Origin of the sequence: Streptomyces sp. NPDC051064 (assembly GCF_044455985.1) — a bacterium.
GTDB lineage: Bacteria > Actinomycetota > Actinomycetes > Streptomycetales > Streptomycetaceae > Streptomyces.
In genome coordinates this window covers 293,181-310,691 of the sequence record NZ_JBITFK010000005.1, presented here as the reverse complement: position 1 = coordinate 310,691, position 17,511 = coordinate 293,181, and the positions used below count along the sequence as shown (strand labels likewise).

16 protein-coding genes and 4 pseudogenes are annotated in these 17,511 nt (G+C 68.9%); 8 read left to right on the top strand and 12 right to left on the bottom strand.

Going from position 1 to position 17,511, the window contains the following annotated elements; translation table 11 throughout:
- Positions 1 to 181: 181 nt before the first annotated feature.
- From ACIBCU_RS19580 to ACIBCU_RS19560, 5 genes are all read right to left on the bottom strand, one after another.
- Positions 182 to 1,321, bottom strand: coding sequence for a trans-sulfuration enzyme family protein (locus ACIBCU_RS19580; RefSeq protein WP_399232689.1), 1,140 nt, complete (start codon positions 1,319 to 1,321; stop codon positions 182 to 184).
- Positions 1,322 to 1,444: 123 nt separating this feature from the next.
- Positions 1,445 to 2,884 carry an MFS transporter gene (locus tag ACIBCU_RS19575; RefSeq protein WP_362932343.1) on the bottom strand — a complete coding sequence of 480 codons (1,440 nt, stop codon included), beginning with the start codon at positions 2,882 to 2,884 and terminating at the stop codon, positions 1,445 to 1,447.
- 695 nt (positions 2,885 to 3,579) lie between these two features.
- Positions 3,580 to 3,717, bottom strand: a complete 138-nt coding sequence (locus ACIBCU_RS19570) for a hypothetical protein (RefSeq protein ID WP_362932341.1) — start codon at positions 3,715 to 3,717, stop codon at positions 3,580 to 3,582.
- 377 nt (positions 3,718 to 4,094) lie between these two features.
- The gene (locus ACIBCU_RS19565) at positions 4,095 to 5,027 is read right to left on the bottom strand and encodes a M56 family metallopeptidase (protein WP_399232686.1); all 933 of its coding nucleotides are present in this window, start codon (positions 5,025 to 5,027) and stop codon (positions 4,095 to 4,097) included.
- Entirely contained in the window at positions 5,024 to 5,395 is a 372-nt protein-coding gene (locus ACIBCU_RS19560; protein ID WP_362932337.1) for a BlaI/MecI/CopY family transcriptional regulator, read from the bottom strand. Before ACIBCU_RS19560 ends, ACIBCU_RS19565 begins: the two co-directional genes overlap by 4 nt.
- A 118-nt stretch (positions 5,396 to 5,513) precedes the next feature.
- Here ACIBCU_RS19560 and ACIBCU_RS19555 point away from each other — a divergent pair, with 118 nt between their 5' ends.
- The 7 genes and pseudogenes from ACIBCU_RS19555 (at position 5,514) to ACIBCU_RS19525 (ending at position 9,362) form a co-directional block, all read left to right on the top strand.
- Positions 5,514 to 6,182, top strand: a complete 669-nt coding sequence (locus ACIBCU_RS19555) for a DedA family protein (RefSeq protein ID WP_399232683.1) — start codon at positions 5,514 to 5,516, stop codon at positions 6,180 to 6,182.
- On the top strand, positions 6,179 to 6,784 hold the full coding sequence (locus ACIBCU_RS19550; protein WP_362932333.1) for a phosphatase PAP2 family protein: 606 nt from the start codon (positions 6,179 to 6,181) through the stop codon (positions 6,782 to 6,784). Before ACIBCU_RS19555 ends, ACIBCU_RS19550 begins: the two co-directional genes overlap by 4 nt.
- Positions 6,781 to 7,497, top strand: a complete 717-nt coding sequence (locus ACIBCU_RS19545) for a phosphatase PAP2 family protein (protein WP_399232681.1) — start codon at positions 6,781 to 6,783, stop codon at positions 7,495 to 7,497. The genes ACIBCU_RS19550 and ACIBCU_RS19545 overlap by 4 nt, the downstream gene beginning before the upstream one ends.
- Positions 7,466 to 8,124: pseudogene (locus ACIBCU_RS19540) on the top strand (response regulator transcription factor). The gene ACIBCU_RS19545 and the pseudogene ACIBCU_RS19540 overlap by 32 nt, the downstream one beginning before the upstream one ends.
- Positions 8,121 to 8,312 (top strand): hypothetical protein, encoded by a 192-nt coding sequence (locus ACIBCU_RS19535; RefSeq protein WP_362932329.1) that lies wholly within the window; start codon positions 8,121 to 8,123, stop codon positions 8,310 to 8,312. The pseudogene ACIBCU_RS19540 and the gene ACIBCU_RS19535 overlap by 4 nt, the downstream one beginning before the upstream one ends.
- A gap of 78 nt (positions 8,313 to 8,390) precedes the next feature.
- Positions 8,391 to 8,879, top strand: coding sequence for a hypothetical protein (locus ACIBCU_RS19530; protein WP_399232677.1), 489 nt, complete (start codon positions 8,391 to 8,393; stop codon positions 8,877 to 8,879).
- 78 nt (positions 8,880 to 8,957) lie between these two features.
- Entirely contained in the window at positions 8,958 to 9,362 is a 405-nt protein-coding gene (locus ACIBCU_RS19525) for a DUF6529 family protein (RefSeq protein WP_399232675.1), read from the top strand.
- Between the two features lie 35 nt (positions 9,363 to 9,397).
- On the opposite strand, the pseudogene ACIBCU_RS19520 reads toward ACIBCU_RS19525, so the two are convergent.
- The 3 genes and pseudogenes from ACIBCU_RS19520 to ACIBCU_RS19510 all read right to left on the bottom strand — a co-directional run.
- Positions 9,398 to 9,490 (bottom strand): annotated as a pseudogene (locus ACIBCU_RS19520) (hypothetical protein); the annotation flags it as partial.
- Positions 9,491 to 9,697: 207 nt separating this feature from the next.
- The gene (locus ACIBCU_RS19515) at positions 9,698 to 14,035 is read right to left on the bottom strand and encodes a trypsin-like peptidase domain-containing protein (protein ID WP_399232673.1); all 4,338 of its coding nucleotides are present in this window, start codon (positions 14,033 to 14,035) and stop codon (positions 9,698 to 9,700) included.
- Positions 14,036 to 14,042: 7 nt separating this feature from the next.
- On the bottom strand, positions 14,043 to 14,408 hold the full coding sequence (locus ACIBCU_RS19510; protein WP_399232671.1) for a CU044_2847 family protein: 366 nt from the start codon (positions 14,406 to 14,408) through the stop codon (positions 14,043 to 14,045).
- A 73-nt stretch (positions 14,409 to 14,481) separates the two neighbouring features.
- Between ACIBCU_RS19510 and ACIBCU_RS19505 the strand changes: the two are divergent.
- Positions 14,482 to 14,759 (top strand): annotated as a pseudogene (locus ACIBCU_RS19505) (IS5/IS1182 family transposase); the annotation flags it as partial.
- A 121-nt stretch (positions 14,760 to 14,880) separates the two neighbouring features.
- Here ACIBCU_RS19505 and ACIBCU_RS19500 read toward each other — a convergent pair.
- The 4 genes and pseudogenes from ACIBCU_RS19500 to ACIBCU_RS19485 form a co-directional block, all read right to left on the bottom strand.
- Entirely contained in the window at positions 14,881 to 15,102 is a 222-nt protein-coding gene (locus ACIBCU_RS19500; protein ID WP_399233058.1) for an integrase core domain-containing protein, read from the bottom strand.
- A 22-nt stretch (positions 15,103 to 15,124) separates the two neighbouring features.
- A pseudogene (locus ACIBCU_RS19495) lies at positions 15,125 to 15,748 on the bottom strand (IS3 family transposase); the annotation flags it as partial.
- A gap of 29 nt (positions 15,749 to 15,777) precedes the next feature.
- Positions 15,778 to 16,839 carry an IS110 family transposase gene (locus ACIBCU_RS19490; protein ID WP_399232670.1) on the bottom strand — a complete coding sequence of 354 codons (1,062 nt, stop codon included), beginning with the start codon at positions 16,837 to 16,839 and terminating at the stop codon, positions 15,778 to 15,780.
- A gap of 216 nt (positions 16,840 to 17,055) precedes the next feature.
- Complete coding sequence (locus tag ACIBCU_RS19485; RefSeq protein ID WP_399233055.1) at positions 17,056 to 17,298, bottom strand: transposase; 243 nt, start codon at positions 17,296 to 17,298, stop codon at positions 17,056 to 17,058.
- Between the last annotated feature and the right edge of the window lie 213 nt (positions 17,299 to 17,511).

Sequence of the window (17,511 nt, the reverse complement as noted above, 5' to 3'; positions counted from 1 at the left end):
GGGCGGCTTGTCCTGACCAGGGTACCCCCGGGGGGTATATTGTCAACCTCGACTCGCGGGCGCGGGTAAGGGGTCATGGTGCCCCCGGCCGGACGCCGACCCGGCTGCCGGCGACAACGGGACCGTTGCCGACACGGGTGACGGGCGATCGTGGCATTGGCGGCCAGGTGGGGCGAGTCGGTCAAGCGTCCATGGCCAGGCCGCGCCCGGCTTCCGGGTCGGCCGGTAAAGGGCCAGAGCTCAACCAGCCTTGAGTGAAGGGCAGTCGCCGGACAGGTGGACGCTGAGGCGTAGGCACAAGCCAAGGACCTGGCGGAGCAGTACCACCTCCGCCGCTCCGACTCCACAGACCTTCGTGCAGGGGCCGTTCCGACCCCGCGGAGCGATTTCCCGCGTGAATGCGAACATAGTTTTCAGGGTACCCGCCGGGGGTACCTGTCACCCACTGTTCGTAGGCCCGTACGATGTGGTGGGTCCCGACTGGCAAGGACCTGTGAGGGGCGAGTCGGCGCGACACGGCCTCCGCGTTCTCACAGTGCTGCCGCATCCGCAGCGGTGGCGTCTGGATGCCGCGCAGGGTCAGCCACGCGGCGAACGGGTCGGCGGTGGAGCCGTATTCGACGGCGCGTGTCCAGACCCGGTGATGCAGATCCTTGTCCGCGAAGACAGTCACACCACCGAGTACGTCGGAGTGGCCGCCCAGATACTTCGTTGTTGAGTGGACAACTATGTCCGCGCCCAATTCGACCGGGCGGCACAGCACCGGAGAAGCGAGGGAGTTGTCGACGACTGTCACCACGCCCGCACGCCGGGCGGCCGTCAGCAGCCCAGGAAGGTCAGGCACCTGGCCGGTGGGGTTTGCGATCGTCTCCAGGTACAAGAGGCGGGTCGATGTCTGCACGCGTCGCTCGAACTCACCGACGTCCTCGCCTGTGATGTACTCGACCTCGACCTCGAACCGGTCTGCGAGATCGGCCAGTACGGAGTACGTGCCGCCGTACAGGCATTGCTGCGCGATCACGTGATCTCCGGGCCGTAGCAGGGCCAGGAGCACCCCGCTGATCGCGCCCATCCCCGAGGCAGTCGCCATGGCCGCCGCCCCGCCCTCGAGTCCGGCGAGTGTCTGCTCCAGTGCCCGGACGGTCGGATTGCCGCGGCGGCCGTAGACGGGCACTCCTTCAGGGTCCCCCATCGCCGCCGCCAGGTCATCGGCGGAGTCGAAGGAGAAGGCCGAAGACTGCACTATGGGAACGCTCAACGGGCGGCTTGCGCCGCCTGTCGGTCGGTTGGCGACATGCACGGCACGCGTCCGTATATCCATCTGTTCCGCCTCCGGTTGGTGGGTCGTGCCGGGTATGGAAACGGGGCCGCCCGATGTCCGTTGTGAAGACATCGGGCGACCCCGGGGCGACGTGGTCACTGCGGCCGCATGGCAGCCCATCGGCTATACGCCGACCTGCTCGCCCTGCGTCGCGGACGGCTTCGCTCCGGTCGCAGCGGCCGGCTTCTCGCTGCGCATGACGAGCAGGGTGATCACTCCGCCGAGCGCGGCGACTGCTGCCGCACCGATGAACGCCGAGCTGAACCCATCGGTCAGTGCCGGCAGGTTGCCGAGTTCGCCCGCACCTTGAGAGGTGGCGAGCGCGGTCAGCGCGGCCAGGCCGAGAGCCGAGCCCACCTGGTAGGTCGTGTTGACGATGCCGGATGCCAGCCCCGCCTGCTCCTGCGGGACGCCGGACATCGCCGTCATCATGGCCGGAATGTAAGCCAGTGACATGCCCAGAGCAGCGACCAGCGACGCGGGCAATACGTCGATGAGGAAGCTGCCGGTCGGCTCGACGGCGGACAGCCAGAGCAGTCCGGCAGCGAGAACGAGCAGACCACCGGCGATCAGCGGCTTGGACCCGAACTTCATCATCAGCCGTGCCGTGATCATCGTCATGAAGATCATCAGCAGCACGGTCATCGGCAGGAGAGCGGCGCCGCTGGCGAAGGCCCCGTAGCCGAGGACCTGCTGAAGGTAGAGGTTGAGGAAGTACCACATCGGGATCCAGGCGGCGCCCAGCAGCATCATCGCCAGGTTGGCCGAGCCGAGCCGAGGCACGCGCCACACTCCGAGCGGCATCAGCGGCTGGCGGACGGACTTTTGGATCACCAGGAACAGCGCCAGCAGGGCGGCCGCTCCGACCAGCTGGAGCACGGTGCCGGTCGAGCCCCAGCCGACTTCCGGGGCGCGTACGACGGCGAAGACAGCAAGTGCGAGACCCGCGGTGACGGCGACTGCGCCGGTGATGTCCACCGAACCGCGACGGCTCGCGACGGCGGGCAGCAGCTTGGTCGCGGCCAGCGTGGCGATGCCGATGGGGATGTAGATGATGAAGACCCACGGCCAGCTCAGCCACTCGGTGAACACGCCGCCGAGGAAGACGCCGGCTGTGCCGCCCGCGGGTGCGGCTGCTCCGTAGAAGGCCATCGCCTTACCGAGCTCCTTCGGGTTGTGCCCGAAGAGCATCATCAGCAGAGTCATCGCGGAAGGCGTGATCAGTGCTCCGCCGACGCCCTGGATGCCACGGCCCGCGACCTCGACCCATGCGGTGGTAGCGGCTGCCGCGACGACGGAGCCCGCGATCATGACGACCCAGCCGGCGACAAAGATTTTCCGGGCGCCGATCAGGTCGGACAGTCGGCCGCCGAGCAACAGCAGACCGCCGAACGCGATCACATAGGCGTTGAACACCCACTGCAACTCGCCCTGGGAGAAGCCCAGGTCCTTCTGCATCTCGGGGAGCGCGACCCCGATGATCGACGTGTCCATGATCACCATGAACTGCGCGGTGGCGAGCACGGCTAGCGCCCACCAGCGCTTGGGATTGGCGGTTGACATGGCCCCTTCTCCGTTTCCGGTACCCCCCAGGGGTACCAATGGATGGGACGGTAACATACCCGGGCGGGGTATATAAGAACGTGCGGGAGGTGATGGTTGGGAATCCGCCGGGGGTCTGCCCGCGAGCGGCACTGTTGCCGGGCCGGGTCCTCGATCCCGTCCTCGGCCTCTGCGTGGCTCGTACTCGATGGATGGCTGAGTGACGGGCGGGGGTATCAGCCGTGGCCGCGCGAGGGCGGTCGCGCGACGGCACGGGCGGGCGCAGGGCCGGGCTGGCATACACCGTGGTCAGCCCCCGTACGTGGAGTTGGCCTCGTCGACCGCATCGGTCAGCTTGCGCAGCGCGGCGAACAGCGCCTGGTGGGCCGGCCGGTAGAAGTGATCGGGCGCGGCCAGTCAAGACGCGAGAGCTGACCAGGATCGCGCAGAAGGGAGCCGAGTACCGCCTGCTCGGCTCCCAGCAACGGGTTCATCGCTGCCCCCCTGCTCAGAAGCGGCAGGTTCGCTTCGCCGGGCACGGAGGTCGTCGACCGCCTCGTCGGCAGCGACCATCGCCTGGGCGAAGCCGTCCAGCATGCTGGTGAACGTGGGATCGGCAGCGAGAATCGAGCTGGCCCCGCTGACCAACCACCACTGGCCGTTGCGCAGAACGACCGGCGAGCGCACGAGCCGCTCGGGACGCGGCGTCGGCGCGCTCATGCCGACAGCCCGAAGTCGTCGCGGCCGTGAGTCTTCGCCAGGGCCCGTTCGGTGATTTCCTTCGTCGCGCGGGCGGATGCCGGGCCGATGACCTTGGCGGAGGGCTCCTTGTACCAGGGCCGGAGGTCGAGCATGGCGATCCGGATGCCGGTGGCCCGACGTGCCTGGCTCCGGCCACCTTCAGGGATCGCCCCGCGTCGGGGCCGACGCTCACGCCGGGCGACTGGGTCACGGTGACGTCGGCGCCGTTGGTGAGCTGGGCGTCGACCTCGGCCTGCTGCTTGTTGATGGTGACCGTGTCGCCGGGGGCGATGTGGAGGTTCGCTGCGGTCTGCTGGGCGATCATGGCGCCGGAGGTGGTGCCGGTGAGCTGGCGGATCTCGCGGGGAAGGTGGCCCGGTAGGCGTCACGCTCTGGGCGCTTTTTTCCCCACTGGCGGCCCGGGCTGCGGTAAGGACCGCGCCGGCGTCGCTCGTATGAGCGGTGCGTTCTCTGCCGTTCTCCGGGCGCGTCAGCGGCTCTCCTCGCCCTGGGCGACCTCGACTTCGTGGTGGAAGGCGACGACGCCGGTGGTCGCGGCGCCGACGGGGAGGATCGTGCAGATGGTGAGGAACAGGGCGATGATCCATCGGGTGGTGTTCGAGCGGCCGTCACGGGGCGTGAGGAGGGCGGCGACCCGCTGGGGGACGGGTCCCGTGGTCGCGGCGGGGGCGAAGGCCGGGCGGGTGGAGGGTGCGGCCTTTCCGGCGAGGGCGGCGCGGGCGATGGCCCGGGCCAGCAGGCGCCGGTCGCCGACTGCGGTGGCGGCGCTCTCGTCGGCGGCGCGTTCCGCGGCGAGCCGGATGGTGTCCCGTGTCGCGCGAAGTGCGGGGTGGCAGTGGGCGGCGAGTTCGGCGGCGGCCAGGAAGTAGTGGTGGCCGCCGGCGTTGTGGGCCCGCTCGTGGGCGAAGAGGGCTTCCCGTTCGCGGGGGCCGAGGCTGCGCAGCATCGCGGTGGTGACGACGACCCGGTGGGGCCGGCCGGGCAAGGCGTAGGCGTCCGGGTGGGGTGAATCCACGACGCGGAGATCGCCGGCGGCGGGGCACCGGTCGGCGTCTGCGCGGGCGGTGCGCAAGGCTGTGATCTGGCTCAGCGCTGAGCGTACGAGGGTTCCGGCGCCAAGGGTAAGGACACCGGTGGAGAGCGCTGCGGCGGGAAGGACGAGGAGGGTCGAGGGGGTACGCAGGGGGTGGATGAGGTCACCTGCCGCTGCGAAGAGGGGAAACTTGAGCAGCCCGGTCAGCAGGAGAGCTCCGAGGGCAGCCACGCATGCGCCCGCGCACACCAGAGCACAGACGGTCAGTGCCCACAGGGCGGTAACCGGGTTGAGGCGGGCCAGGGCACACCGGGCCAGTGCCGGCATGGCGAAGGGCAGCAGGAGCGGAATCAGCAAGAAGACGATCACTGCTCGTCGCCTTCCAGCAGCAGGCGCAGCACCCGCTCGTCGTCCGGGCTGAGCTGGGCGACGAACCGGGCGAGGACCGACTCGCGGTCCGTGTCCCGGCCGAGCTCGGTATGCATGCGCCGGGCGGTCAGCCCGGGGGCGTCCTGTATCGGCACGTAGGCGTAACCGCGCCCGTGTCGCTCACGGTCGACGACGCCCTTGTCATGGAGGCGCGACAGGATCGTCGTGACCGTCGTGCGGGCCAGGTCGGAGGCGAGTTCGGTCTGTACCTGCGCGGGGGTGAGCGGCGCGCCGGCGGCCCACAAGGCGGCCATGACGGCGGCTTCGAGTTCGCCGGCCGGACGGCGTTCGTCCTTCGAGTCGGTCATGGAAACGATCCTCACCCCGTTAATCGTCTACAGTTCAGTAGACCGTCTACAGGATTGTAGTCACTGGCCGGGTGCTGCTCCGACCCGCCCGCTCCGTCAGACCGAAGGGGTCGAGACGATGTCCACACCCATTCACCTATCGTCGCAGCTCGCCGTCAACGTGCTCGACGCCCATTCCCTGCTGGCAGCCTTCGGGGTGCTGGGGGTAGGGGTGGTGCTGTTCGCCGAGACGGGCCTGTTGGTCGGCTTCTTCCTGCCGGGCGACTCACTGCTGTTCACTGCGGGCCTGCTGTGCACCGGCACGGCCGACAGTGCGGTGAAGCTGTCGCTCGGGCCGCTCCTGGTGGCCGCCGCCGTCGGCGCTCTCGCCGGCGCGCAGTGCGGATACCTGCTGGGCAGAAGAGCGGGCGGAGCGCTGCTCGCCCGCAGCTCCTCGACCCGGCTCCATCAGGGGGCCCGCCGGGCCGAGGAGCTGCTGGAGAAGTACGGGTACGCGAAGGCGATCGTGCTGGCCCGGTTCGTGCCGGTGGTACGGACGGTGCTGAACCCTATGGCGGGAGCGCTCCAGGTCCCCGCACGCACCTTCACCATCTGGCAGGCGGCCGGCGGTCTTCTCTGGAGCCTGGGTCTTACTCTCGCCGGTTATGCGCTGGGTTCCTCGGTCCCGAACGTGGACCGGTATCTGCTGCCCATCGTGGCGGTGATCGTCGTCGTGTCGCTGATCCCAGTGGCAGCCGAGGTCCGCCGCTCCCGCAAGGCGGCAAAGGCGAAGGAGGCGCGCGGATGATGCCCGCTTTCGACGGGGCCCCGATCGACGGCTCCGCCTACACACAGGTGGTGGACCTGGCGCACGGTTCCCCCGGATGGCTGGACGGCCTCGTGTCGGCCTGGTCGACGTACGGGCTCGCGGTGTTCGCGCTGCTCATGGTCATCGGCTGGTGGCAGGCTCGGAACGTCGACGCGACGGCGGCGGTGCGAGCGCTGGCCACACCGGTGATCGTGGTCCTGGCCTACGGCGTCAATGACGCGCTGAAGTCGGTGGTGCGCGAGGGCCGGCCCTGCCAGAGCCTGCACGTCATCACGCTGGAGGCATGCCCGGCACCCGGCGACTGGTCCTTTCCCAGCAACCACGCGGCGATCGCCGCCGCAGCTGCGGTGGCGCTGCTGTTCGTCTCCCGTCGGCTCGGCGTTGTGGCGGTGGTGGCCGCGTGCGCGATGGCGGCCTCCCGCGTCTGGGTCGGCGCCCACTACCCGCACGACGTGGCGGCCGGGATGGCCGCCGGAGCGCTCGTCGCACTGCTCGCCATGGCGGTACTGCGCCGCGTCCCGGACACGGCGGTGCAGCGGATCACGGCCACCCGCCTGCGTCCTCTGCTCGTCGTGTCGTGAACCGCACGACGGTCGCCGCTCTTGCAGGCAGTGTCGGTCTCGGAGCCCTGGTGGCCTTCGGTGTGCTGGCCAAGTTCCTGGTCGACGACGGTGCCCCGTTGGCGGCCGACAGCGGCCTGCTGGCCTGGTCCGTCGCCCACCGCCCGGACACGGCCGTAGCGCTGGCCCGCGGACTCACTGCCACCGGTACGGGTGTCGTCCCCTACCTGCTCGCCGTGCTGGCCGGAATCGTTGCAGGCCGCACCCCGGGCCACCGGATGTCCGCCGCCGGCCTCGCCGTCCTCTGCCTGGCTTCGGGGCAGGCCGTGCGCTACGGCGCGATGACACTCGTCGCACGACCCCGCCCACCGTGGGCGGCCTGGGAGACGCACGCCTCAGGCTGGGCCTTTCCCTCCGGTCACACCACCACGGCGGCCCTGACCGCTGGTCTGCTCGTCCTGGCGATATGCCTGCGCGCCCCACGCGGCAGGACACTGCTCGCCCTCGCCGCCGGCTGCTGGGGCGCCCTGGTCGGACTGACCCGCGTCTACCTCGGTGTGCACTGGTTCACCGATGTGATCGGCGGCTGGCTGCTGGGCGTCGGCTGGCTGGGCCTGTGCCTGTGCGCTGCGGCCCGGTGGCTGCCCGACCGGTTCATCGCAGGCACGACACCCACAGCCCACGAGCCGACGGAGGACCGTCATGCGCCACAGGATCCTGGTCGTGGAGGATGATCACGCCCTGCGTGACGTGCTGCTGCGGGGGCTGCGTGAGGAGGACTTCGACCCGGTGCCCGCTGCGGACGGCGCCACCGCGCTACGCCTGGCCACCGGCGACGTCGGCGCGGCCGTGCTCGACGTGGGACTGCCGGACGCGGACGGGCGGGACGTGTGCCAGGCGATGCGCGCGAACGGCTTCCTCGCCCCCGTCCTCTTCCTGACCGCCCGCCATCACCTCACCGACAGGCTGTCCGGATTCTCCGCGGGCGGCGACGACTACCTGCCCAAACCCTTCCACCTCGCCGAACTCACAGCCCGGCTGCGCGCGGCCGTCAGGCGCGCCGCGCCCGGCCCCGCGTCCACGGCTGGTGACCTGGTCCTGGACCCCGTCCGGCACAGCCTCACCGTACGCGGCATCCGGGCCGACCTGACCCCCACGGAGTTCGGGCTCCTGGCGGCGCTCATGACGGCGGCCGGAGGCATCGTGCGCCGACGCGAACTGGTCAGGGCTGCCTGGCCCGAGGGCGCCCAGGTCAGTGAGAACACCCTCGACCCGTATCTGACCCGGCTGCGGGACTGCGCGACAGCGGCAGTGAGCTGACCGTCACCACCGCCCGCGGAGTCGGACACCGCCTGTCATGATCCCGCTCTCCTCCCTCGCGTCACGGCTGGCCCCGCGCACCCTGCGCGGCCGGCTCTCCCTCGTGGCGCTGACCACCGCCTCACTCCTGATGGTGATCCTCACCATCGTCTTCAACACCGTGGTCGGGGCGAAGGTTGTCTTCCTTGCGCGCGGGCTCTTCGGAGTGCCTCCGGGCGAGTGGTCTTGACGATGACGCTGTGAGCGGACGGGCATAGGCGGGGAGTAGAGAGGGGGCCCCGCCGCACTCTCGTCCATGGAGCCTTCGATGAAACGCACCGCCACAGCGGCCACCTGTGCCACCGCACTGTTCGCCGCCGTCTTGACCGGCTGCTCCGACAGCACCTCGGGGGAGGGGCACGGGCCCACCGCCTCCGGCGCCTCGCCTTCGGCGCCGGCCACCGTGGACACGAAGTCCGCGGGCAAGCTCGGCAGCATCCTCGTGGACGACAAGGGCAACACCCTCTATCTCTTCCTCGCCGACAAGAAGAACAAGTCGAACTGCAAGGATGCTTGCGCCAAAGCGTGGCCTCCCTTGCTCACCAAGGGGGCTGCCAAGGTCGGCAACGGCGTGGACAAGAAGCTGCTCGACGTCACCAAGCGTTCCGGCGGTGACGAGCAGGTCACCTACAACGGACACCCCCTCTACTACTACGTCGGCGACACGAAGCACGGCCAGACGAACGGCCAGGGTCTCAACCAGTTCGGCGCCGAGTGGTATGTCCTTGACGTCAAGGGCAATAAGGTCGAGAGCTGAGTCGGCTGAACCACACGGGTTCGCAGCGCGGCGGCGACGGCGGCAGGAGCCTCGCCTGTCGCCGTACTCGCCGTCCTGGTGCCTGTCGCGGCCGGGGTCGGGATCTACCTCTTGGGGACCCACCACACACCGAACTACGACAACGGACTCTTCGGTGAGCACGGCGCTGCCGCGGTCGACCTCAAAGCCCGACCCAGCACCGCACTACTCGGCCTCACCCTCATCCAGCCTGGCCTCGCCCTGTGGATGTACGGCCGCGTGCCAGGCGCCCGCTCCGCTGCAGGAGCGGTCGGCGAGCATCGGCTCCCTGGCGTTCGCAGATTCAGATGGAGCGGTGGGTGCCGACCGCGGTCAGGTGGCGGGTGCGGCCGGGCAGTGCGGGCGAAATTCACAGCAGCTCGCCCGCTGGGCGAGAAGTCGGCCCGGCTGCCGCCGACACGGTCGGTGTCGGGGCTGGGGCGACGGCGGGTGGTGTGGTGGTGAGCGGTGCTAACGGCGTGTGCCGATGTCGTGGCGAGTTCCTCGGCGAGGGCGGCGATCAATGAGGCAGGTGTACGGGCGGAGGCGTACACCACCCAGGCGGGGGCCGGTCGATGCCGGGGCCGGCCCACAGCGGTCAGGTAGAGAGGGTGCTGGCGGCCTGTCGGGCAGTGACGACGTCGAACCGCCGGGTGGTGCGGGCTTCTTTGTGTGCGGCTTGAATGGTTCCGTTCTCATCGCTCAATGGCTGTCGCGGCACGGAATCAACACCGCATCGCTCGCAGGGGTGTTGAGACCTTGCAGTGGTGCGGATGCCGAGTCGGCCTGGGCCAGCCGAGTCAGGGGGGACAGATCTTGTCCGGGAGCGGTCCCGCCAGTGCGCTGCGTTCGTCGTTGGTGAGGTTGCGGCCGAGAACCTTGCAGAGGTGCTGCTTCCAGATGGCGGGGTCGAGGCGGGTGAGTTTCAGGACCCCCTTCTTGAACACTTCTGAGAAACTTGAGCCCTCCGAGGGGGTGCCGAGGAGTGCTTTTCCGTCTTTGGTATTGGTGGCGGCGAAGTGCTGTTCCGTGCCGAACTTGTAGGTGTTCCGGTACGAGGGTTTGTTCGCTTTGAGGAAGATGGCGGTACTTCCGTAGGCCACGAAGAAGTCGGCGCCCGCGGGGTTGCCGACTGTGAATTCGCCCAGTTCCAGCGGTCCGAACGGGCCCAGCACCCTTCGTGGCGACTGCCCCGGCTGGGCGGACCACAGTTCCACGATCCTGCCCGTGGTGAGTACGGCCAGGTACCGGGTGTCGTCAAGGAAGCTCGCTGTGAGGAGGTCCTCATCGAAGCGGATGCGGAGGTCCTTTCGTTCCCGGCCGGTTCGCAGGTCGACGGCGTACAGGTTCTGCTCTTCGGATACCTGGACCCCGATCACTCCCGGCAGGCGATGCCCCACTACGGAGTACTCGGGCTCGTCCCGGGAGGTCAGTCGGAGATCCTTCAGGTCGATCGGCGCGCGTAGGCGGCGGCCGTCGCTGATGTTCCAGTGCTCGATCCGTGTGCCGGAGAACGTCACGAGCCGGTCGTCGGGCTGGAAGTCGAGGGCTACGGGCTCCCGCTGCTTCCCCTCCTCCTGCAACAGAGGTGGGCGAACTGCAGTGAATTCGGAGACCTTCTTCAGCGACGGCAGTCGGCGCACCGTCACCCGGTTCTCGTCCGTCACGTCCGCCATCAGTGTCTTCGAGCGATTGACGGTGAGGGGCTGGTCGCTGGCGGGCGGGGTCTTGAACGTGCTGGACACCTCGGACAGGACACGGTTCTCCCCTTCGGTCTCCACCACACTCAGTTTGTTGCCGTCTTTCCCGGTACGGACCAGCATCGTGCTCCCGTCCCCCAGCAGCTGCGGGGTCCCGTACGCGGTGTCGCCATCGGCGCTGGCCACCTTCCGTCCGGTGATCATGGTCTCGCTCCGGACGGGCACAACAGGGTCGTGGGCGGTGCCGAGCGCTGGGAACAGCGCGTCCTCGCTGAACTCGAGAGTGGGGCCGATGAATTTCTGGGGGCGGGCGTCGCCGCTGGTTTCCAGGACCTCCCATTCGTTGCCGATATTCCCGTTCCGGATGAACCACTTCCCCGACGGGTCGAGGAGCGTGGTTGCGCACGACTGGCCGCCCTCCTTCCATTGGTAGCTGCGCAGGACTCGTCCGTCCGCCACGCGTATCGCTTTGTAATGGGCGCCGCTCTGCGGCGAGTGCAGCTCGTCTGTTCTCTTCCGACAGAAGAGCGCCACGGTCCCGTCGGCCGACACCCAGTTACCTTTGCTCAATCCCTCGGGAATTTTGTCGCCCGCGTCGATCAATCGGCGCATCTTTCCGGTCCGGGTGTCGACGGCGATCATCGATCCACTCGCTGATGCCAGGACCAGCGTGTGGTTGTCGGGACCGAACCATGCCGACGTGGCAATGGAGTACTTCTTCGGCAGCACATGCGGGCGTTCCGTCTCCAGGTCCCATACCCGTACGGGTAGCTCCGGCTGTTCGAACACCCCAGTGGTCCAGGAGTCATCCCCCGATTCGACCAAGAAGCGGGCGTCGCGGGAGAAGGCCGTTACTTTGAATTGAGCTACGCGATCGCCGCTGTCGCCCGGACCGGTACCGGCCGACTCCGGCATGTCGAGCGGGTGCGCGCGCCCCACCAGCCTCTTCGCCGTGGGGGTGACGTCGTGCCAGACGACCACCCCGTCGTCCTTGCGCACGTAGGAGATCCGCCGTCCGTCGAAGCTCACCTTGGGTGATCTGACGTTGGGCCGCAGACGAAGACTCTCCTGCCGCACCTTGCCCCGCGCCGTACGCACGAACAGCAGGGCACGCCCGCCGTCGGTCGTCACCAGCGTCACCTCGCCGTCAGCGCTCATCGCGGCCTCTTCGAACTTCCCCTCGGCCCCCGACAGACTCCATTCCACGTTGCGGACCTCGGAGTACCGCCGCAGCAGCGCGTTACGGGCTTCCTGCGTCGGCTCCATCTCGTACGCGGCGAGCGCGGCCAGCGCGGCGTGGCCGGGGTTGGTGTCGACCAGTTCGTCCGACTGCACCGCCAGTGTCCGAGAGCGTGCCTCGTCGGCCCGCTGTTCGCTGACCCGGGCCCCCTGGACATTGAAGGTGATCAACGTCGCGATGAGCACGACCACCACAGCGCCCGCTGTCCAGCCGGCCCGGGTCCACCAGCGGGCCGTCTGCCGCCGGCGGCGCGCTGCGGCCAGGAACTCCCGCTGATCCTGGCTCAGTTCGTCCTCGCGGTCGTCCAGCCGTTTCGTGAGGGAGTCGAGCTGGAAGCCCCCCGGCAGCAGGTCCACACGGCGCTCCGCCCGTTCCCACCGTTCCAGGTCGTGCTGGGCTTCGGCCCGTGCGTTCAGGAAGCCCGCGTCGACGCGGACCACTTCGGCCAGCTCGGGCCAGTGTGTGATCAGTGCCTCGTGCGCCAGCTCCGCGCTCTCGGGCCTGCCGTCCCCGCCGTGCAGGACGAGCAGACGCTTGTCCTGCACGGCCATGGCTTGGGCCAGACGCCAGCGCTCCTCGCCGGCCTCCTGCCGCGTCAGTGCGCGCCGCAGCGTGGCTTCCCCGCCGGGAACCACACGCACCAGCCCTGCCAGCAGACGTCGTGCCTCCTGTTCCGACCCTGGCGGTACGCAGCTCTTCCACACCTGTTCGGCGTGCTGGAGCAAGGCACCCTTGACCCCGCCGATCTCCTGATACGTCGTGGCACTCAGCCGTCCGCCGCGTTGTCGGTCCCACAACTGCCCCAGCAGGAATCCCAGGAGCGGCAGGACACCCGGATCGGTACCGGTGTCATCCAGGATGCGCAGGTCCAGGCCCGGGTCGTAGGTCACCCCGGGCGCCCTTTCGAGAGGGCGCGTGATGACGGTGTGGAGCTGGTCCCGGGTCATCGGCGCCAGGGGAAGAGTCACCCCGGCCGTCAGTACGGGCGCCAGACGGGGGTGTCTCAGCGCCGTGTTGATGACATCGGCACGCAAGGTGGCCAGGACTCGCAGACCGGTGCGGCGGGGTGGGAACAACAGGCCCAGTGTCTCGGCGAGGTCCGGCTCGGGAAGGTTGAGCAGGGCTTCCGCCTGGTCGAGGACAACGAGCAGACGCTCAGCGGTCCGGCCGGTGGCCCGGTGGAACGCGTCGACAAGCCCCAACTCCCGCAGCCATGCCTCCACCCGGTCCGCGTGCTCCGCCCGAGCGGGCCCGGAACCGCCCGCCGAGCGCTCGAAGAGCTCCGTGGCCAGGGCAGCCCGCGGCACCCCCACGCCGCTGCAGTCGACGACCAGGATTTCCCACCCGGACCGACGCAGCCGGGGCACCACGCCAGCCAGCGCCAGGGAGGACTTACCGCTGCCCGAAGGACCGCACACCGTGACCACCGGGTGATCGCCCTCCAGGGCGGTGACCACCCGGGCGATGTCGCTGTCCCGGCCGAAGAACAGATCCTCGTTGTCCTCCTCGAACCGCTTCAGGCCGAGGAACGGCTTGTCGGGCAGCAGAATCTCCCTGAGCCCGGGCACCTCCCCGGCCAGCGCCCCCGTGCGCATCACGAACGCCTGCTGCGCCTCCCGTACCGGCTGCGACGCCACGACCATACCCACCGCCACGCCCAGGACGTCGTCCCAGACGGGGCTCCCACTGAACCCCGGTCTCACATGGACGGCTTGGCCGTCCGCCCGCGAGAGCTGTACCAAAGAGTTCCCGACAGGGCCGCGGAAACGCCCCTGCTGCCAGTTCCCGTCAGAAGCGTCGTCGGTGAAGCCGACCGCCCGGGTCTCGTGGTCCCACACGTCCCCGGTGTCGGCCATCGGCAAAGGGCGGGCCCCGGGCAGCGGGACGTGCAGACGCAGCACAGCCACGTCACCGCCCTGGTCCTCCCGGACCGGCACCCAGTGCACGACCTCCGCCGTCCCTTCAGGACAGCCGACGGCAAATGGCAGGTCGAGTCCGATCACAGCGCCCGCTTCGACGGCGGAGCCCCGGGGCTGCTCCAAGGCGTCGGACACCACATGAGCGCAGGTCAGCACCGTGTCTTCGGCGACGAGGAAGCCCGCGCCCACGATCGCGCCGTCCCGGCCTCTGACCCGTACGACAGACGACGCCATCGCGGGTTCGCGTGCCTCCCCGCCCGCCGGCCCGCCCTCAGCCATGACGACCTCAGCCTGCCCGCGTCTGCAACGCGTCGGCGTTGTGCCAGGTGAGGCTGACCGAGAAGTTCGCGACGGCCGACGATCCGGCGATGAGGATTTTCGCGTCGGCCGACAGTGACATACCGAACTCCAGTGTGGCCTCGTCAGGCTGTCGCGCCATGTCCCGGCAGCGTCCCACGAACGCGTCCGCCACCGGCCGGACCACTTCCAGCATCCGGTCCAGGGATTCCTCGGCACGGGCTACCGTTCTGCTGCCCCGGCCGACCCGGACCACGGACTCGTCAGTCTCGTCGACCTGCACCCGGACAACGCCTTCCCCGTAGCCCAGGGGCACTTTGACCACGTGGAAGGGACGGCGTTCGTTCGGGGCCATGGGTTCCTCGTCTCGGGTCCGGCACACGTGAGGTGCACGGCGAGCGTATTCACCGCCTGCCCGGACGGGAGGCGTGACCGCCTTTTCTGGCGAAAAGTTGTCCCCGGGCCTACTCAAGACACTGTGCGAGCCGATCCGGCCTTCGTCCTGCTGGACGGGGACTCCCGCGAGTGCGACCGCGTCGGCGACAGCCGGGCGGGCTACTCGGCCAGGCACCGCTGGCACGTAGTGAACATTAAGGTTGTCACCGGTCGCTCCGGCGAGATGCTGTGGATCTCGCCGGAGCTGCCAGGCGGCGCACATGACCTGACCGCCGCACGCATCGACGAGATCATCGGGATCTGCGAGCGGCTAGCTTGATCTTTAACCTCTGGGCCCGAACGACTCTTCGTACTTGATCACTCGGACTGGTAACTGCCGTACACGTAGGCGTGGGCTTGTTCCGCTTTGACGGACACCTTTGGTGTGGTGGTCAGGCTACGTGTGCGATCTCGTACTCGGCGGGGCTGAGGTAGCCGAGGCTGCTGTGTAGTCGGTGCAAGTTGTACCAGCCCTCGATGAAGTTGAAGATCGCGGTGCGGGCAGTGGCCCGGCTGGGCCAGGCGGAGGTGCCGAGCAGTTCGCGTTTGATGGTCGAGAAGAACGACTCGGCGAGTGCGTTGTCCCAGCATTGACCGGTGCGGCCGACGGACAGTTGAACCCCTGAACTCGGCTGCCAGGGAAGCGAATTGCTGACTGGTGTACTGGCAGCCGCGACCGGAGTGAAAAATCACGGGACGGGTGGGGCGACGCTGTCGGCACGCAGATATCAGTGCGTCGGCCACCAGATCGGTTCGCAGGTGATCGGCGGTTGCCCAGCCGACCACGCGCCGGGAGGCGATGTCGATGACCGTGGCCAGATAGAGCCAGCCCTCCTCGGTCGGAATGTAGGTGATGTCGCCGCACCAGCGGGCATCGAGCCCGGTGCGGCCGGGCTGGAAGCCCCGGACGATGAGGTCAGGACGAAAGGCAGCTCTGGGATCGGGGACCGTGGTCACATGCCGTCGTCCGCGGTGCCGGCCCTGCAGACCAGCGGCCTGCATCAGTCGTGCGACACGACGGCGGCCGCACTCGGCCCCCTCGCGCTTGAGCACGGCATGCACGCGCGGGGCGCCGTAGGTTCCGCGCGATTTCGCATGGACCTCGGTGATCTGCTCGGTCAGCTCGGCATCCCGCACCGCACGGGGGCCGGGCAGGCCGGAGCGACGGGCATAGAAGGCGGTCCGGGAGACCTTCATCAGCTCACACGCCCGTTTGACGTTGTGACCTGCCTGCTTCTCCGCCCCGATGAACGGGTGCACCGTCACCGGGTCTCCTTGATGCTCCTATGTCAAGCAGCCAACTCGACGACCCCTGTGACGGGTTGGACCTGGACGCGCTGTGCGGACTCGTCGGCGAGCAGGGCGCGGAAGACACGGTCCGAGATCCGGCGTTTGAGCAGGCGAAGCGCCTCCTTGACAGTCTTTCCGGCCGCGATCTGCTTGGCGTAGTACGCGGCTCCCTCCCCGTCGCCGCGCACCTGCGTGACAGCGATCATGTGGAGCGCGTTGTTGATCGTCCGGTTGCCGCCCCGGTTGAGGCGGACCCTGACCTTGTTCGAGGACCAGACCGGGATCGGTGCGGTGCCGTTGAAGTGGGCGAACGCGTCCTTCGACTTGAAACGGGCGGCACCGGCGGTCTCGCCGAGGATCGCAGCCGCGCCGAGCACTCCGCAGCCGGGCACCGCCAGGAGGGCGGGCGCGAGCTGGCGCACCACCCGCCGTAACTGTCCTTCCAGGGCGTTGATGCGCTCGGTGAGTCGTCGGCACTCACGGATCAGGTCGAGGGTGATCTCGATGAGAACTCCCGTGCGGCCTGCCAGAGTTGCCTCCAGAGAGTCGAAGACACACAGACGACGCAGGCCTCGTGAGGGGACGGGCAGCTCGGGGTCGATCTCGTGGAGGAACCAGCGCAGCTTGTTGGCCGTCGCCGTGCGGTGGCAGACCAGTCGGCGGCGGTGGTCGACGATGAGCTTGGCGTCACGTGCCGGCCCGTCCAGGCAGGCTTTCGGCAAGTCGGGCTCGCGCAGTGCGACCCGCGCCACGGCCTCGGCGTCGATCGGGTCGGACTTGCCGCGTTCGCGGGCTGAGCGCCGAGCGCCGGCCATCAGCCTCGTATGGACCCGGACGACGCAATGACGAGCGGTCAGCAGGTCGACCTCGAAGCGGCGGGTCAGGTGCCGGCAGTCCTCCACAGCGACCAGAACCTGGCCGAACTGCTGCATCCATTCGCAGGCCTGCTGGTGGCCGGCCGTGGTTGCGGCGACCGTGAGCTGGTCCAGTCGCCGTCCGAGCGGATCGACGGCCACCAGGGTGTGGGTCTTCTTGTGTGCGTCGACGCCGACCACGATCATGGATTTGCCTCCGACGGGAGCGGGAGATCCGGTGCCGGGTCCGCCGCGGGGGCACGCCTCAATCGGGCTGAGAGCACGCTCCTATCAAGCCACTCCACGGGGACGCCAGGGCCGGCGGGGCGGCACATCAAGGACAAGCCACCATGCGGGGCAGCGAAAAAGAGAGCCAACCCCGCCGGTCCTGCCACTCTGGCACCACCCGGGTGCCGGTGTCCCCTACTTTGGCATTGACGCGAAGAAAGCCGTGGCCCGCTTGAGGACGTCGACGTCCTCGCGCAGCCGGCGGTTCTCCCGCCGCAACGCGGCCAGTTCCTCGCGCTCACTGCTGGTCAGCCCGTTGCGTTCGCCCGCGTCGACCCCGGCCTGTTTCACCCAGTCCCGCACCGCGGTCTCGGTCAGTTCGAAGTCCTTGGCGACCTGACCGACCGAGCGGTCACCTCGTCGGCACAGCCCGACGATCTCGGCCTTGAACTACGGCGTGAACGAACGGCGAGGGCGGCGAGGCTTCTTCTTCCCCATGCTCTCCATGATGGACATCCTCCCGGGGCTGAACCCCTGATCTCGAATGTCCGTCAAAGCGGATCAAGCCCATTCCTCGACGACGGCTGGTTCGAGTACACGGACGATGGCTGGTACCGGCCGGCATTCCTCGACGGCCGACGCGGCGGCGGC

Excerpts from the sequence above, each read along its gene's own strand:
- ACIBCU_RS19575 (WP_362932343.1), bottom strand. The coding sequence starts at position 2,884 with ATGTCAACCGCCAATCCCAAGCGCTGGTGGGCGCTAGCCGTGCTCGCC.
- ACIBCU_RS19555 (WP_399232683.1), top strand. The coding sequence starts at position 5,514 with ATGTCCACACCCATTCACCTATCGTCGCAGCTCGCCGTCAACGTGCTC.
- ACIBCU_RS19515 (WP_399232673.1), bottom strand. The coding sequence starts at position 14,035 with ATGGCTGAGGGCGGGCCGGCGGGCGGGGAGGCACGCGAACCCGCGATG.
- ACIBCU_RS19490 (WP_399232670.1), bottom strand. The coding sequence starts at position 16,839 with ATGATCGTGGTCGGCGTCGACGCACACAAGAAGACCCACACCCTGGTG.
- ACIBCU_RS19535 (WP_362932329.1), top strand. The coding sequence starts at position 8,121 with ATGATCCCGCTCTCCTCCCTCGCGTCACGGCTGGCCCCGCGCACCCTG.
- ACIBCU_RS19530 (WP_399232677.1), top strand. The coding sequence starts at position 8,391 with ATGAAACGCACCGCCACAGCGGCCACCTGTGCCACCGCACTGTTCGCC.
- ACIBCU_RS19580 (WP_399232689.1), bottom strand. The coding sequence starts at position 1,321 with ATGGATATACGGACGCGTGCCGTGCATGTCGCCAACCGACCGACAGGC.
- ACIBCU_RS19550 (WP_362932333.1), top strand. The coding sequence starts at position 6,179 with ATGATGCCCGCTTTCGACGGGGCCCCGATCGACGGCTCCGCCTACACA.
- ACIBCU_RS19560 (WP_362932337.1), bottom strand. The coding sequence starts at position 5,395 with ATGACCGACTCGAAGGACGAACGCCGTCCGGCCGGCGAACTCGAAGCC.
- ACIBCU_RS19570 (WP_362932341.1), bottom strand. The coding sequence starts at position 3,717 with ATGCTCGACCTCCGGCCCTGGTACAAGGAGCCCTCCGCCAAGGTCATC.
- ACIBCU_RS19510 (WP_399232671.1), bottom strand. The coding sequence starts at position 14,408 with ATGGCCCCGAACGAACGCCGTCCCTTCCACGTGGTCAAAGTGCCCCTG.